This window comes from Pantoea sp. DY-17 (assembly GCF_019795975.1).
GTDB classification, from domain to species: Bacteria; Pseudomonadota; Gammaproteobacteria; order Enterobacterales; family Enterobacteriaceae; genus Pantoea; species Pantoea leporis.
In genome coordinates this window covers 1,410,743-1,425,332 of sequence record NZ_JAIMIG010000001.1, presented here as the reverse complement: position 1 = coordinate 1,425,332, position 14,590 = coordinate 1,410,743, and the positions used below count along the sequence as shown (strand labels likewise).

Genomic DNA, 14,590 nt, shown 5'->3' with positions numbered 1-14,590 from the left:
ATATGAAAATGTTATTTGTCATGCGTTAACTTAACAAACATGGCGATTAGCCAGTGCAAAGGCAAAATCCCGTTTTCAGTCCGGGAGCGAAATCGCTACAATAAACAAACACGAAGTAGAAGATTAAGGAAGGCAATAATGAGTACTGTTGAAAAAATTCAGCGTCAGATCGCAGAAAACCCGATTCTGCTGTACATGAAAGGTTCGCCAAAGCTGCCAAGCTGTGGTTTTTCGGCGCAAGCCGTGCAGGCGCTTTCTGCGTGTGGCGAGCGTTTCGCTTACGTGGACATTCTGCAGAACCCGGACATTCGCGCTGAAATGCCAAAATACGCTAACTGGCCAACCTTCCCGCAGCTGTGGGTCGATGGTGAACTGGTCGGCGGCTGCGACATCATCGTTGAGATGTTCCAGCGCGGTGAACTTCAGCCACTGCTGAAAGAGACCGCTGAGAAGTATAAAGAAGCGGAATAATGCAGAAGGCCGACAAATGTCGGCCTTTTCTTTGGTTACCCGGCAGACGCCTCATCCGCCTCATCTGCGGATTCTTCACTGAAAGCCAGCGGCCAGCCGCCCAGGCGTTTCCAGCGGTTCACCAACTCACAGAACAGCGTCGCGGTTTGCTCGGTGTCATACAGTGCCGAATGCGCTTGCGTGCTATCAAACTCCATTCCCGCCGCTTTACAGGCTTTTGCCAACACGGTTTGCCCCAGCACTAAACCGCTCAGTGCCGCGGTATCAAAAGTGGCAAACGGGTGAAACGGATTGCGCTTCAGGCTGGCGCGCTCGGCGGCCGCCATCACGAAGTTGAGATCGAAGGTGGCGTTATGCGCCACGATAATGGCGCGATTGCAGCCGCTGTCTTTGGTGCCTTTGCGCACCATTTTAAAAATCGCGTGCAGGGCTTCATATTCGCTTACCGCACCGCGCAGCGGATTGGTGGGATCGATGCCGGTAAACGCCAGCGCCGCGGGATTCAGAATGGCGCCTTCAAACGGTTCCACATGGAAGTGCAGCGTTTCATCGCGGTGCAACCAGCCGTCTTCATCCATTTTCAGCGTGGTGGCTGCAATTTCCAGCAGTGCATCGGTTTGTGCATTGAAACCCGCGGTTTCAACGTCGATCACAACAGGATAAAAACCGCGGAAGCGTTGGTGGAGAGCGTTTAAAGCGTTCGATTCAGACATCAGGATCTCATGGCAATAAATAGGGCAGCGCGCATTATGGCAAAAATCGCAGGAGGGTGCAGCAGGAGAGGGAAGTCAGCCTGCAAATAGCAGGCTGACGAGCAACCTTAGTTGCCTAAGCCGTGACCGGCATGTTTGTTTTCAATCAGCTCGATTTTGTAGCCGTCTGGATCTTCAACAAACGCAATAATAGTCGAACCGCCTTTTACCGGGCCCGCTTCACGCGTTACGTTGCCGCCCGCGCTGCGAATGCGTTCGCAGGTGTCAGCCACATTGTCCACGCCCAGCGCGATATGGCCGTAAGCGTTGCCGAGATCGTATTTATCCACGCCCCAGTTGTAAGTCAGCTCAATCACCGCGCCCTCGCTCTCTTCGGTGTAGCCAACGAATGCCAGGGTGTACTTATACTCGGTGTTTTCGCTTTGACGCAGTACGCGCATGCCGAGCACGCGGGTGTAGAAATCGATTGAACGTTGTAAATCGCCAACGCGTAACATGGTGTGAAGTAAACGCATAACATCCTCTTTTTTTAAAACGTCATCAGTGCATGACAAGCAACTTAGTATACACACTGATGAAATAACGCTGCCGCCTATCCGCCGCGGCAGCCATTTTCTTACAGGGTTGGATAATCGGTATAACCTTCCGCGCCGCCACCGTAAAAACTCTCAGGACGCTGCGGATTGAGTGGCGCATCCTGCTGCAGACGGGCAACCAGATCCGGGTTGGCGATAAAGTCGCGACCAAAGGCCACGGCGTCAATCAGGCCACGCGCAATCAGATCGTCGGCTTTCTCAACGGTGTAAGCACCGGCACCGATGATCACGCCTGGGAACAGGGCACGCACTTTTTCACGGAATGCATCGCTGTAAGGCTGTCCGCCCGCCCAGTCTGGCTCAGAAAGGTGCAGATAGGCGATGCCGCGTTTGCCCAGCTCGGCGATATACCACAGCGCCGCTTTTTCTTCTTCCGGGCCATTGTCCAGATTCTGGAAAGCACCGATTGGTGAAACGCGGATACCAATACGATCGGCAGACCAATTGGCAATCGTCGCATCCACCACTTCCAGCGCGAAACGGCCACGCTTTTCAATCGAACCGCCGTACTCATCGGTACGCTGGTTTGAACCTGGTGCGAGGAACTGGTGCATCAGATAGCCGTGCGCGGAGTGCAGCTCCAGCAGGTCGAAATCGGCTTCGCGCGCATTAGCAGCGGCCTGACCAAAATCTTGTACGATTTGCTGAATTTCAGCCACTGACAACTCGCGTGGCACGGAGGTGTCTTCACGATAAACAGAACCATCCGCGGCGCGCAGGGACGTGCGCGTACCTGCCGCTAGTGGGGATGGGGCGACCGGCGCTTTGCCTTCGGGCTGCACGCTGTGATGAGAAATGCGGCCGGTGTGCCACAGTTGTACAGCGCTGTGACCGTTGGCGGCATGAATGCCCTCGTTAATCATTTTCCACGCGGCAATTTGCTGCTGTGTGTGCAGACCTGGCGCACCGGCATAGCCTTTCGCCTGGAAAGAGATCTGGGTGGCTTCGGTGATGATCAAACCGGCACTGGCGCGCTGTTGATAATATTCTGCCATCAGCGGCGTAGGGATATCGCCCGGCTCAATGCTGCGCAGACGCGTCAACGGGGCCATGAAAATGCGGTTCGGTACGGTAATCGCGCCCACTTTAAGTGGGGAGAACAGCTGCTTACTCGCCATATTGATTGCTCCAGGAAGACCGGTCGTCTAGTAAATGGGGTTTTAAAATCAGTGACTTATCAGCCACTGTTCGATGGTGTCGAGTGCCAGGCTAATCGGGCCCGGCTCTCGGGAAATCTTGCTCTGCAAACTGGCTCCGAGCCACAGCAAGTAGCAGCGCTGCGCCAGCTGCTGCGGCGTTTGCCCAAACGGCAGCGGCTGCTCAGCCGCCACCTCAGTCAAACAGCGCGTGTAGGCAGCGATAATGGCGTTGGCACCCTGTTGCAGTGCATCGCGCATCGGCTCAGAGAGATCGCACACTTCGGCTGACAATTTTACGCCAAGACAGCCAACAATATGACCTTGCTCGATAAACAGCCGTTCGCCATAGCGGAAATGCGCTAACAACCGCTCGGTCGGCGTTAAATCGGGCAGACTCAACTGCTGATCAATCTGCTGCTGGAAATGGCTGAAGTAGCGCTCAATCAGCGCCACGCCAAAGGCCTCTTTCGAACCGAAATAGTGGTAGAACGAGCCTTTCGTGACTTCCGCCAGCGCCAGCATCTCGATCAAACCCATGCCGGTAAAGCCGCGCTGTAAACAAACCTGCTCGCCAATAGCGAGCAGGTGTTCACGGGTATCGTTGCGTTGCAGAGTCTTATTCATGGGGGGCAGGTTATTAGACCAGTCAGTCTAACGCAACCCTCAGGCGGCAGTTTGGCACGATCTGATCATGTCTAGCTGCGGCTGATACTGCTGCGTCTGGATATTGAACATGCCTAAAACCGTATGGAAAAGATTATCTTGCGAAACCTTGGCGTCAGCCGCTTGCTGGCGTAAACAGGTATCATTGATGTGGTACGCCGCCGCGTATCCCGGTGACATCCACATCAGCAGAGGAATGTGTGTTTGCTGCGCAGGCGCAAACAGGTAAGGCGCGCCGTGCAGATACATCCCGCGCTCGCCAAGCGATTCGCCGTGATCGGAGAGATAAACCAGCGCCACATTGAAGCGATCGCTTAGGCCTTTAAGCTTATCGATGGTGCGGCTCAGCATGTCGTCGCTATACAGCAGCGAGTTATCGTAAGTATTCACCAGCGCCTGATGATCGCAATCCTGAATCTGCTTGCTGTCGCAGGTGGGCGTGAAACGGCGGAACTCAGCCGGATAACGCTGATAATAGGCTGGGCCGTGGCTGCCCATCTGATGCAGCACGATAATGCCGTCGTTGTGCAGGCTGGCAACATAGTTATCAAGACGATGCAGCAACACCTCATCCTGGCAAAAACCATCGTGACAATATTGCGGCAGTTTCCACTGCGTCATATCGGTGTGCGGCACGCGGTCACAGGCGCCTTTACAGCCACCATCATTTTCGCGCCACAGTACGCTTACGCCCGCATGGGCGAGGATGTCGAGTACGCCTTCCTGGTGGTGCGCCAGATTGGCGTCGTAATGCACGCGAGGCATATTCGAGAACATACAGGGCACCGAAATGGCGGTTTCTGTGCCACAGGAACTGGCGTTGGGATAGTAAATTACCTGCTGTTTTTTCAATTCTGGATTGGTCTCTCGCGCGTAACCACCCAACGAAAAGTTCTCGGCGCGCGCCGTTTCACCCACTATTAACACCACCAGCGTTTTTTTAGTCGCTGTGGAGATTAACGGACCTTTATGAGCATCTTCACCGATTTTCACCAGCGCCTGGCTACCTTGCAGATAGCGTTGATCGACATAGTGGCCGGTGCCGCTGACGATATTGGCCGGGGTAATCATCTTGATCAGATTTTTATTATTGCGGATTAGCGAGGCGTAATCTTTGTAAAACAGCGCCGCCATCAGCAGTATCACCAATATTGCGCCCAGTGCGCCCGTCAGGCGTTGCAGCAGATTCCACCACCAGCGCGGTCCACGACGAATACGCACGCCGCAAATCAGCGCCACCGGCACCATCCCCATCAATAACATCCAGAGTAGATAGCGGCTGCTGAACAACGCTGAGGCTTCCTGCGGGTCAGATTCAAAGACGTTTTGCATCATATTGGTGTCGATCACCGTGCCAAAACTGTGCATGAAGTAATTGGCGGCGGCGCTGACGAACACCAGCACAATCAGCAACGGCTTGCGCAGATAAGGCCATGCAGCAAGTGAGAAAATAAAATAGAAAGCCGAGGCCAGTACCAGCGGAATACTGGCGGCGAACAGATAATCGTGGGGATGATCGTAAGGAATCATTTCCCAGGCACGCAGCAAGAACAGGGCATTCAAAACTAATGCGAAGAACAGCGCTGCGATAAGGTTAAATCCGCTGGTGCCGCACTGCAGGGTGGTCGGGAATCTCATGAAAACTCAACGGTAAGAAGTCGTGTGACAATCGTATGAAGACAAGCTGAGGAAAACCTTAACCAACAGTAAACATAAACCATCCAAATCCGATAAATGCTGGCTATTTGGTAAACAGGCGTAACCAGACAGCGTAATGGCTTGATTATGCACAATGGGCGTCTACGCTTTGCACAATGTCATTAAGCTGTTATCAATATGATATGAGATGTTAATTGCGGAGTGGATGTGGCCGAGCAACTTGAGTTCTTCCCCGTTCCCAGCCCGTGTCGTGGGATTTGCCAGAGTGACGCGCGTGGCTATTGTCGTGGCTGTTTACGCAGCCGGGAAGAGCGCTTTAACTGGATGAAATTCAGCGATGCGCAAAAGCGCGATGTGCTGCGCTTGTGCCGGCAACGCTTTTTGCGCCTGCAGCGGCAGCAAAAAGTGGATGAAGATCATGATCCACAACAACCGGAACTGTTTTAAGAAAACGATGATTTGCCTTTCCGTTATACTCCCGCTTTCGTCATCTGGAACCGTGTTTAGGGAGTTTAACCATGTTACAAGCGCAGGCTATTGCACCGCAGGGACCCTCATTTTCACCGCTGATCGCCGGTTACTGGCGTTTAATGGAGTGGGGCATGACGCCGCAGCAAGTGGTGCAGTTTATTGAGCACCATTTAGCGCTGGGCATCACCACCGTCGATCACGCCGACATCTACGGCGATTACCAATGTGAAGCCGCCTTTGGTGCCGCGCTGCGCCTCGCGCCAGGGTTACGAGAGAAGCTGCAAATCGTCACCAAATGCGGCATTGCGACGCGCGCAAAGCCTGAACACCGCATTGGACACTACATCACCGAAGCCAGCCACATTCTGCACAGCGCCGAAAATTCGCTGCGCCATTTCCATACCGATTACCTCGATTTGCTGTTGATTCATCGCCCGGATCCGTTGATGGACGCGGATGAGATTGCCGAAGCCTTTATGGCGCTGCATCAGAGCGGCAAAGTACGCCATTTTGGCGTCTCCAACTTCACCGCCTCGCAGTTCACGCTGCTGCAATCGCGTTTGCCGTTCAGTCTGGTCACCAATCAACTGGAGATCTCTCCGCTGGAGCAAACGTCGCTGCTGGATGGCTCACTCGATCAGTGCCAGCAAAATCGCATTCGCCCAATGGCGTGGTCGTGCCTCGGCGGCGGTCGCCTGTTTAACGATCCGCACTATCAGCCGCTACGCGATGAGCTGGAGCAGGTGAAGCAGGAGATCGGCGCCAGCAATATCGAGCAGGTGGTGTATGCATGGGTGATGAAACTGCCAAGCCGTCCGCTGCCGATTATTGGATCAGGTAAAATCGAACGTGTAAAAGAGGCGGTTGGCGCGTGCCAATTGACGCTGGATCGCCAGCAATGGTTCCGCATCCGTAAAGCCGCCATCGGCTACGATGTGCCCTAAAGCGTAAAGCTGCGTCAAATTACGGCAGCCTGGATGAAAGCAGTCCAGGCTTAGAGGGAATCTAACCGTAAGGAGACGTTATGAAGAAAACCCTCATTGTTATGCTGGCTCTGGCCTGCGCCGCGGGTGCGCAGGCGGCGTCAGAAGAAGTCACGCTGCATGAAACCACGGCGCAAGGCATCGGGGCAGCGATTGGCACCGTCACGCTTAGCGAAACGCCATACGGTGTGCAATTTACCCCAGCGTTAAGCGGCCTGAAACCCGGCATTCATGGTTTCCACGTTCATGCTAAAGGCAGCTGTGAACCGGGCGAATCGGACGGTAAAACGGTGGCGGCCGGTGCGGCGGGCGGACATCTCGATCCGCGAAAATCCGGCAAGCATCTTGGTCCGTATGCCGATGGTCACCTTGGCGACTTACCCGCGCTGTTTGTCACAGATGATGGCAAGGCGACGTACCCGGTCGTTGCGCCACGCATCAAATCCCTGAGTGAAATCAAAGGTAAAGCCTTGATGGTGCATGTGGGCGGCGATAATCATGCCGACCATCCGCAACCGCTTGGCGGCGGCGGGGCGCGTTTTGCCTGCGGCGTAATTTAATGCTTTGGGCGGCAGCAGCTTGTCGCCCCCCTTTCCTCACGCTGAAAAAAGTTGACCCATTTTCTTGCTACTCTCCGCGGTTTTTCCATCCTATGATATTGATTCAGGAATAAAACCTTCAGGGGCAGGAATGAAAGCGCGTGGGATGATGTTGTTATGTTTATTGCTGGTGGGATGCGATCAACCCAACGACACACAGCTGCGTTTAGATGCCAGTCGACAACTGCAACGCACCATTGATACCAATCCGCTGCGCGTCGGCTGTGAGAAGATTGCGCGTGGCCGTGAATGGCTGACTCAGCACACCCTTCATCGGCTCGAAGCCAATGGCTGCGAAAATGTTTTGCGCAGCGCCACCGAAACCAACTTCACCCACAGCGAAACTTATCGTCATGCGATGACAGTGGTGTGCGGCGGTATTCAGGGCAAAAGTTTCACCGGCACCACTTTGTATCGCCGCTTTATCTACTCTTCAGAAGAGAAGGCGCTGGTAATTGAACCGATGTCCGATCAGGATAAAACCCGCTTTGAAGGACAGAAATCGCTGCAGCAGTTGCAGGATGATTTTAATCGTCAGACCACGCAATATTGTCAGTAATCAATCCGGTACCGCCTGCGCTAACTGGGCCAGTGAGCAGCGCAGGCGCCACAAAATGCCCGCCAGCGTATTGGCTTCGCTCTCCTGTTGCTGCAGTTGCTCAATCAGGGTTTCCAGCTCATCCAGCGTGGCCTGCAGCGCGGTGTGATGTACGCCGCGCAGACTTATAATTCGTTGCAGATCCTGCAGGCTGCTATCACGCATTTGCCTGAGCGTAGCCGACGTCGGCTGCCATTCGCGCAGCTGCCAGACAATGTGGGAACAGTTCAGTAACACCACGCCCCAGCGCAGCAGCCAGACGCGCGCTTGCTCGTCACGACTGTTACTGAGCTGGCTAATATGATGATAAATCTGTGATTCGAAGTGGCTTTCGCTCAGGCGCGGATGGCGGCGAAGCTGATCGAGAAACGCATGGCGCAGGGCACGAATATGCCGACGACTGCGACGCGCATCGGAACTGGGACGCAGCACCTGAAACGCCAGCCACGCCAGCATTACGCCGCACACCTTGGCGATATTGTCATTGAGGAAGCTTTGATAATCCCAGTCCGGCGGATTGGTGACGGCGATAAAGGATCCCATAAAAACAATGAATTGCCCCCACATCCCGGCGCGTTTCTTCTGCTGCAGTTTGAACAACTGCAAGGTGAGCAGCAGCGGGAATAGCACCAGTAAAAACTGCCACAGCGCGCTGATTTGCACCATCAAACCGAACTGCAGCACAAAGCTAAACAGCGACAGCCACAGCAAGGTTTTCAGCAACAGCGAGACGCTGCCACTGGGCGAGGGCGCGGAGGAGTAAAGCACGCAGGCGATGGCGGTAAGCGTCAGGGCGGCGGCACCGGAATCCCATTGCGTGGTGATCCAAAAGGCGCAGCCCAGCATGATGACGCTGAAGGTGCGCAGCGCGCTCCAGCCGGCTTCAGCACTGTCGCTTTCGCGCGCCAGCGAGGGCGTATACGGCGGCTGAAAACGGGTATCGGCATCGGCGCTTTCAATCAGGCGAATCCAGCGATTCACATTGAGATACACCCAGCAGAAATAACGCAGTCGCTGGACGAAGGCGCGTTGACGGTAATCACCGGTTGCTGATGGCGTGATGCCACGCAGAATCAGCGCCAAACGGTATTTGTCGCACTGCGGCTGCGCCAGGTCCTGCAACAGTTTGGCCATGGCGTCGTAAAGTTCGGGTGGCGCATCGGGCCAGTTCAGCAACATGCGGCGCAGGCTGGAGAGTACGCTGGTGAGACGCAGCTGCTGGTGCAGCACATAGTTCAGCACGTTGTTCTGGCGGCGGAAGCGATAGTGGCTCCAGAACGCCTGAATGCGCAGCAGGTTCATGGTGAGAATCTGGCTAATGACATTCTCATGGGCGGTGCGCACGTTATCAGTGCTGCTTTGCTGCAGTAATAACACCGCATGATCCAGCAAACGCGCGTGCATCTTACGCAGTGAACTCATCAGCGCGTTGCCATCTGAAGTGCTGGGCAGAATCATCATCATCAATCCGGCACACAGGATGCCGGAGATCACTTCGCACACGCGCGCCTGGGCGATATCCCACAGCTGAGTGACATCGGTGATGTTGACGCTGCTAAAGGCGATGATGGCGGCGGTATAACCCGCCAGCGAAAACGCGTAGGCCACGTTATTTTGGTAGTGATTGGCGATCCAGGTACAGAACGCCAGCCACCCGGCCATGAAAAAGGCAAACAGCCAGGGTTCGTTCAGCGTGTGTCCGGCGATCAGCAGCGCGGCGCTGGCACCGAGCAAACTGCCAACGATGCGCCCCAGACTTTTACTGATGGCGCCGCCGACGGTGGGAAAACTCACCACCGCCGCCGAGGTCATGGCCCAGTAAGGTTGATCGAGTTGCAGCGCATAGGCGATGGTCAAGGCGAGACACATCGCGATGCCATTACGCAGCGCGTAGCGCCACTCGCCCCCACTTGCTTTTATCCACGGCAGATTTTGCCACGCCAGCCACTGAAAATTCATCACAACCTCAGTGGGCGATGGAGATGGTGCAGGTGGTGCCTGCCACCAGCGGCACGCCTTCCGGCAACGCGTCTAAGCGAATACGCACCGGCACGCGCTGCGCCAGGCGCACCCACGGCACGTTTGGCTTGATATCCGGCACCAGCCCGCCATCGCTGGCGACGCTTTGGTCATAAATGGCGCGTCCGATACTCTCCACCGTGCCCTGCAAATGCGCGCCGTTGCTGTACAACACAATTTGCGCGGCAGCGCCGGGCTGAATATGGCGCAGCTTGGTCTCTTCGAAATAGCCCATCACGTAATAAGAGTGGCTGTCGACCAGCGCAAACAGCGGCGTACCGGCGCTGGCGTAGTTGCCGGTGCGCAGCGTCAGGTTGCTGATCCAGCCATCGGTGGGCGCGGTAATGGTGGTTTGATCAAGATTCCAGCGTGCCTGATCGAGGCTAGCCTGCGCCGCTTTTGCCGTCGCTGCGGCAGCATTGGCGGTTAAGCGGGCGGCATCCATATCTTCCGCTGAAATGACGTTGCGCGGCAGGCTGGCGCGGCGATTGGCTTCATGCTGCGCTTTGGCCAGATCGGCCTGCGCTTTAGCCAGTTGGGCTTCGGCGTTGGCCTGTGCAATTTGCAACGGCACCGGATCGAGCTTCAGCAGCACGTCGCCTTTATGCACAAACTGATTGTCGCGCACTTCCAGAGCGATGATGCGACCGGACACTTCCGGCGTGATATCCACCAGCTCGGCGCGCACTTTGCCGTCACGCGTCCATGGCGATTGCATGTAGTAATTCCACATCCACCATCCGGCAAGCAGGGCCAGCGCAAAAATCACCAGGGTTGAAAAATACTTAAAAGGGTTGAATTTCATAGTGATTTATCCGAGGCTCAGTAACCACAATGCGCCAGCGACGCACAGTACAAACAGGGAAAGGTCCATCAAGGTGGGATGCCAGACATCGCCGGAGTAGATCCAGCCGCGTATCAGCGGGTGAATCAACAACCAGAAAAAGAAACCGAGTAACACCGCTTTAAACAGCGGCGGGAAAAACAGCGACGCACCGAACACCAGGTCGGTAAGCGGGGCGCTGGGGGAAAAGGCGGTTAGGGACACGTGTCATCATCCTTTTTGACCGGGAATCATCTAAATAGCGAGTAGACGGCAAGCGTATATGCAGGCCTGGTATTTGTAATTTGCCAGGTAAACTCGCAGAATAGTGTAAAATCTGGCTTAATAGCTAGCAAGCTAATTATAAGGAGATGCAATGGATACGCCCTTGGGAACCGATCTGTCTCGTCTGGTGCGCATTTGGCGCGCGTTAATCGATCAGCGTTTAAAACCGCTTGAGTTGACACAAACACACTGGGTGACGCTACACAATATTCATCAACTCCCGCCAGAGCAGTCTCAAATTCAGCTGGCCAAAGCGATCGGCATTGAGCAGCCTTCACTGGTGCGCACGCTGGATCAGCTGGAAGAGAAAGGATTGATCACCCGCGCGACCTGCGCCAACGATCGTCGCGCCAAGCGCATCAAGTTGACCAAGCAGGCTGAGCCGATTATCGAGCAGGTTGAGAATGTGATTGATGCCACGCGCGATGACATCCTTTCCGGCATCAGCCTGGAGGAGATCAATCAGATGGTGACGCTGATTGCGCGGCTGGAAAAAAACATTCTTGAGTTTCATAACCGCGAGAAATAAAAAAACCGACGCCAGGCGTCGGTTTTTTTTATCTGTCCGCTTAACGTGGCGAAACGGTAACCTGGCTGCCGTTTGACGCCATCACGACGCGCTGGCCAACCGAGTAACGGGTGGCAGCTTGCTTCTGCACCACCATGATGGTGTTGCCATCATCCTTGCGGATTTCCAGCTCGACACCGTCAGATTTATTGACCGCACCCTGAACGCCCTGACCGGCTACGCCACCGAGTACCGCACCGCCAGCGGTTGCCAGACTGCGACCGCTGCCGCCGCCAATGGTGTTACCGAGGAAACCGCCCAGTACTGCACCACCAATTGCGCCAATCACGTTGTTTTCATCGCCGCCCTGGATTTTCACCGGACGAACAGAAACCAGCGTGCCATAGGAAACACTTTGTACTTGTTTAGCTTCGCTGGCGCTGTAAACGTCACCGGAAAGGGTGCTGTCGTTGGCACAACCTGCCAGAGTTAAGCCGGTCAACGCCACGGCTACAAAACGCTTAATCATCAGAACGCTCCTTAATGCAAAAAAACGCCATGTTTCTCATCCTGTACTGCACAGAGTATAAGACAGAAAACTGGCAAATGACGCTAAGTCCGTATAAAACGCGGCTGGGGCGAAGCATAGACCATCGTCCCTCAACAAAAATTCAATTACCCAACGAAAATATTTCTGAGCTGGAATGCACTGTGCAGTGACGCTGAAAAGCGGAATTTTATCATAGAATTAGACCCGGTAATTTGCCAGGCTTAAGCCAGACGATGTTAAGGGAGTGAACCGCTATGAAATCAGGACGCTATATTGGCGTGATGTCCGGCACCAGCCTTGATGGCGTGGACGTGGTACTGGCGGCCATTGATGGTCAAATGGTGGCGCAGCAGGCCAGCTATTGTCATCCCATCCCGCAGGAATTGCGCCAGCAGGTGCTGGCCATTTGTCAGGGGCAAACCTTGACGCTGTCGCAGCTCGGGCAGTTGGATACGCGGCTGGGCAAGCTGTTCGCCGAGGCGGTTTTAACCTTGATGCACCAGCAGTCGCTGGAGGCCAGCGACATTATGGCGATTGGCTGCCACGGACAAACGGTGTGGCATGAGCCGCAAAGTGATGCGCCGAATACACTGCAAATTGGCGATAACAACCAGATCGCGGCGGCAACCGGCGTCACGGTGATTGGGGATTTTCGTCGCCGCGACATGGCGCTCGGCGGGCAGGGCGCGCCGCTGGTGCCGGCTTTCCATCAGGCGTTATTGATGGACAGCGCTGAGCGCCGCATAGTGCTGAACATCGGCGGCATCGCTAATCTGTCACTGCTGATCCCCGGCCAGCCGGTACGCGGTTTTGATACCGGGCCGGGCAATATGCTGATCGATGCGTGGATTTGGCGCAACAAAGGTTTGCCGTACGACAAAGATGCCGCCTGGGCGCGCAGCGGACAGGTGGTTCCAGCGCTGCTGGAGTTGATGCTCAGCGATCCGTGGTTTGCACTGCCGCCGCCAAAAAGCACCGGGCGCGAATATTTCAATCTCAGCTGGATCGAGCAGCAGCTGCAGCGTTTCCCGGCGCTGGCACCACAGGATGTACAGGCCACGCTGACCGAGCTGACGGCGTTAACCATTGCGCAGCAGGTGCAGCTCAACGACGGTTGCGATCGTCTGTTGGTCTGCGGTGGTGGCAGCCGAAATCCACTGCTGATGGCGCGGCTGGCCACGCATCTGTCGGGAACGGAAGTCGGTACCACCGACGAAGCGGGCATCAGCGGTGATGATATGGAAGCGCTGGCCTTTGCGTGGCTGGCGTTTCGCACATTAAATGGGTTACCGGGCAACCTGCCGGCGGTAACGGGCGCGCGGGACATGAGCGTATTGGGCGCAATTTACCCCGCCAATCCCCGACTTGGTCGTTAAGAGGTAAAAATGAAAAACATAATGATGATACTGAGCAGCGTGGCGCTATTAAGTGGCTGCGGCATGATGCATAAGCAGGAAGAGGCACCGCAACAGCTGCGCTATCAATGCGGGACTTTGCCGCTGACGGTCACTCAGGATAACGCGAAGCAGCAGGTGAGCTTTATTCTGGATGGTAAGCCCCTGACGCTGGCACAAACGGTGTCGGCCTCTGGCGCGCGCTACAGCGACGGCACTTACGTCTTCTGGTCAAAAGGTAATGGCGCTTTTGTTGAACGTAATAACAAAATCGTGATTAATGATTGTGAATTGCAGAACGCGGATACCTCCGTTCAGTAAACGTGAGAAAGAGAAACAGCATGAGCGACAGTGACAGCTTGCAACATATTGCCCATCTGCGTCGTGAATACACCCGCGGCGGGCTGCGACGTAAAGATCTGCCCGATAACCCTTTGGCGCTGTTTGAGCAGTGGCTGCAGCAGGCCTGCACCGCGCAGTTGCCGGATCCGACGGCAATGACGGTCGCCACCGTTGACAGCAGCGGCCAACCTTATCAGCGCATTGTGCTGCTGAAGCATTACGATGAGCAAGGCATGGTGTTCTATACCAATCTCGGCAGCCGCAAGGCGCTGCAGCTGGCAGAGAATCCGCGTATTTCGCTGCACTTTCCATGGCACTTCCTTGAGCGTCAGGTGATGGTGCTGGGCGAAGTGGAAAAACTGTCGCCGCTGGAGGTACTGAAGTACTTCAGCAGCCGCCCGCGTGATAGCCAGATTGGCGCATGGGTGTCGAAGCAATCAAGCCGCATCTCGGCGCGCGGCGTGCTGGAAGGCAAGTTCCTCGAACTCAAACAGAAATTCCAGCAGGGCGACGTGCCGCTGCCGAGTTTCTGGGGCGGCTACCGTGTCAGATTCCACACCGTGGAGTTCTGGCAGGGCGGCGAACATCGTCTGCACGATCGCTTCCTCTACCAGCGTAATGACAATGGCTGGTCGATTGACCGTTTAGCCCCGTAAAACTGCGTTTTATCCCCTTTCAACGCTGGCGCAGTTGGCGTCAGCGCTTTATGCTATAGCCCTCTTTTTTTTCGTCTCCGCACGTCAGCGGAAAGCTGTGTACCAGCCTAGGTGCAGTCTG

18 protein-coding genes are annotated in these 14,590 nt (G+C 55.3%); 9 read left to right on the top strand and 9 right to left on the bottom strand.

What is annotated here, in order from left to right; genetic code table 11:
* Window positions 1–135 precede the first annotated feature (135 nt).
* Window positions 136–471: a Grx4 family monothiol glutaredoxin gene (locus tag K5Y33_RS06755; protein ID WP_175501675.1), complete on the top strand. Its 336-nt coding sequence runs from the start codon at window positions 136–138 to the stop codon at window positions 469–471.
* 35 nt (window positions 472–506) lie between these two features.
* On the opposite strand, the gene rnt is transcribed toward K5Y33_RS06755, so the two are convergent.
* The 5 genes from rnt to eptA all read right to left on the bottom strand — a co-directional run bounded on the left by rnt (window position 507) and on the right by eptA (window position 5,220).
* Window positions 507–1,184 (bottom strand): ribonuclease T, encoded by a 678-nt coding sequence (rnt, locus tag K5Y33_RS06750; RefSeq protein WP_222233542.1) that lies wholly within the window; start codon window positions 1,182–1,184, stop codon window positions 507–509.
* Between the two features lie 107 nt (window positions 1,185–1,291).
* Complete coding sequence (gene gloA / locus K5Y33_RS06745) at window positions 1,292–1,699, bottom strand: lactoylglutathione lyase (RefSeq protein WP_007892766.1); 408 nt, start codon at window positions 1,697–1,699, stop codon at window positions 1,292–1,294.
* Window positions 1,700–1,800: 101 nt separating this feature from the next.
* Window positions 1,801–2,898, bottom strand: coding sequence for an alkene reductase (locus K5Y33_RS06740; RefSeq protein ID WP_222233541.1), 1,098 nt, complete (start codon window positions 2,896–2,898; stop codon window positions 1,801–1,803).
* Between the two features lie 48 nt (window positions 2,899–2,946).
* Window positions 2,947–3,543, bottom strand: coding sequence for a TetR/AcrR family transcriptional regulator (locus K5Y33_RS06735; RefSeq protein ID WP_101764545.1), 597 nt, complete (start codon window positions 3,541–3,543; stop codon window positions 2,947–2,949).
* Between the two features lie 39 nt (window positions 3,544–3,582).
* Complete coding sequence (gene eptA, locus K5Y33_RS06730) at window positions 3,583–5,220, bottom strand: phosphoethanolamine transferase EptA (protein ID WP_222233540.1); 1,638 nt, start codon at window positions 5,218–5,220, stop codon at window positions 3,583–3,585.
* A gap of 228 nt (window positions 5,221–5,448) precedes the next feature.
* On the opposite strand from eptA, the gene K5Y33_RS06725 reads away from it, so the two are divergent.
* The 4 genes from K5Y33_RS06725 to K5Y33_RS06710 all read left to right on the top strand — a co-directional run bounded on the left by K5Y33_RS06725 (window position 5,449) and on the right by K5Y33_RS06710 (window position 7,853).
* Window positions 5,449–5,688, top strand: a complete 240-nt coding sequence (locus K5Y33_RS06725) for a DUF1289 domain-containing protein (protein ID WP_008110296.1) — start codon at window positions 5,449–5,451, stop codon at window positions 5,686–5,688.
* 71 nt (window positions 5,689–5,759) lie between these two features.
* Complete coding sequence (locus K5Y33_RS06720; protein ID WP_222233539.1) at window positions 5,760–6,656, top strand: aldo/keto reductase family oxidoreductase; 897 nt, start codon at window positions 5,760–5,762, stop codon at window positions 6,654–6,656.
* Window positions 6,657–6,736: 80 nt separating this feature from the next.
* Complete coding sequence (gene sodC, locus K5Y33_RS06715; RefSeq protein WP_222233538.1) at window positions 6,737–7,255, top strand: superoxide dismutase family protein; 519 nt, start codon at window positions 6,737–6,739, stop codon at window positions 7,253–7,255.
* A 130-nt stretch (window positions 7,256–7,385) separates the two neighbouring features.
* Window positions 7,386–7,853, top strand: coding sequence for a hypothetical protein (locus K5Y33_RS06710; RefSeq protein ID WP_101764541.1), 468 nt, complete (start codon window positions 7,386–7,388; stop codon window positions 7,851–7,853).
* Here the strand turns inward: K5Y33_RS06710 and K5Y33_RS06705 are convergent, their stop codons facing one another.
* Genes K5Y33_RS06705 through K5Y33_RS06695 form a run of 3 tightly spaced genes read right to left on the bottom strand, consistent with a single transcriptional unit; the run spans window position 7,854 to window position 10,959 of the window.
* Entirely contained in the window at window positions 7,854–9,851 is a 1,998-nt protein-coding gene (locus K5Y33_RS06705; RefSeq protein WP_222233537.1) for an FUSC family protein, read from the bottom strand.
* A gap of 7 nt (window positions 9,852–9,858) precedes the next feature.
* Window positions 9,859–10,716, bottom strand: coding sequence for an HlyD family secretion protein (locus tag K5Y33_RS06700; protein ID WP_222233536.1), 858 nt, complete (start codon window positions 10,714–10,716; stop codon window positions 9,859–9,861).
* Between the two features lie 6 nt (window positions 10,717–10,722).
* Window positions 10,723–10,959: a DUF1656 domain-containing protein gene (locus K5Y33_RS06695; RefSeq protein ID WP_008110284.1), complete on the bottom strand. Its 237-nt coding sequence runs from the start codon at window positions 10,957–10,959 to the stop codon at window positions 10,723–10,725.
* A gap of 151 nt (window positions 10,960–11,110) precedes the next feature.
* Here K5Y33_RS06695 and slyA point away from each other — a divergent pair, with 151 nt between their 5' ends.
* A complete protein-coding gene (slyA, locus tag K5Y33_RS06690; RefSeq protein WP_007892783.1) occupies window positions 11,111–11,548 on the top strand; it encodes a transcriptional regulator SlyA in 438 nt (145 codons plus the stop codon).
* Window positions 11,549–11,588: 40 nt separating this feature from the next.
* Here slyA and slyB read toward each other — a convergent pair whose 3' ends face one another.
* Window positions 11,589–12,056: an outer membrane lipoprotein SlyB gene (slyB, locus tag K5Y33_RS06685; RefSeq protein ID WP_008110282.1), complete on the bottom strand. Its 468-nt coding sequence runs from the start codon at window positions 12,054–12,056 to the stop codon at window positions 11,589–11,591.
* A 275-nt stretch (window positions 12,057–12,331) separates the two neighbouring features.
* On the opposite strand from slyB, the gene anmK reads away from it, so the two are divergent.
* Genes anmK through pdxH form a run of 3 tightly spaced genes read left to right on the top strand, consistent with a single transcriptional unit; the run spans window position 12,332 to window position 14,469 of the window.
* Window positions 12,332–13,453 (top strand): anhydro-N-acetylmuramic acid kinase, encoded by a 1,122-nt coding sequence (anmK, locus tag K5Y33_RS06680; protein ID WP_222233535.1) that lies wholly within the window; start codon window positions 12,332–12,334, stop codon window positions 13,451–13,453.
* Between the two features lie 9 nt (window positions 13,454–13,462).
* Complete coding sequence (locus K5Y33_RS06675) at window positions 13,463–13,792, top strand: MliC family protein (protein ID WP_110866045.1); 330 nt, start codon at window positions 13,463–13,465, stop codon at window positions 13,790–13,792.
* A 20-nt stretch (window positions 13,793–13,812) separates the two neighbouring features.
* The gene (gene pdxH, locus K5Y33_RS06670) at window positions 13,813–14,469 is read left to right on the top strand and encodes a pyridoxamine 5'-phosphate oxidase (RefSeq protein WP_101764536.1); all 657 of its coding nucleotides are present in this window, start codon (window positions 13,813–13,815) and stop codon (window positions 14,467–14,469) included.
* Window positions 14,470–14,590: the final 121 nt, after the last annotated feature.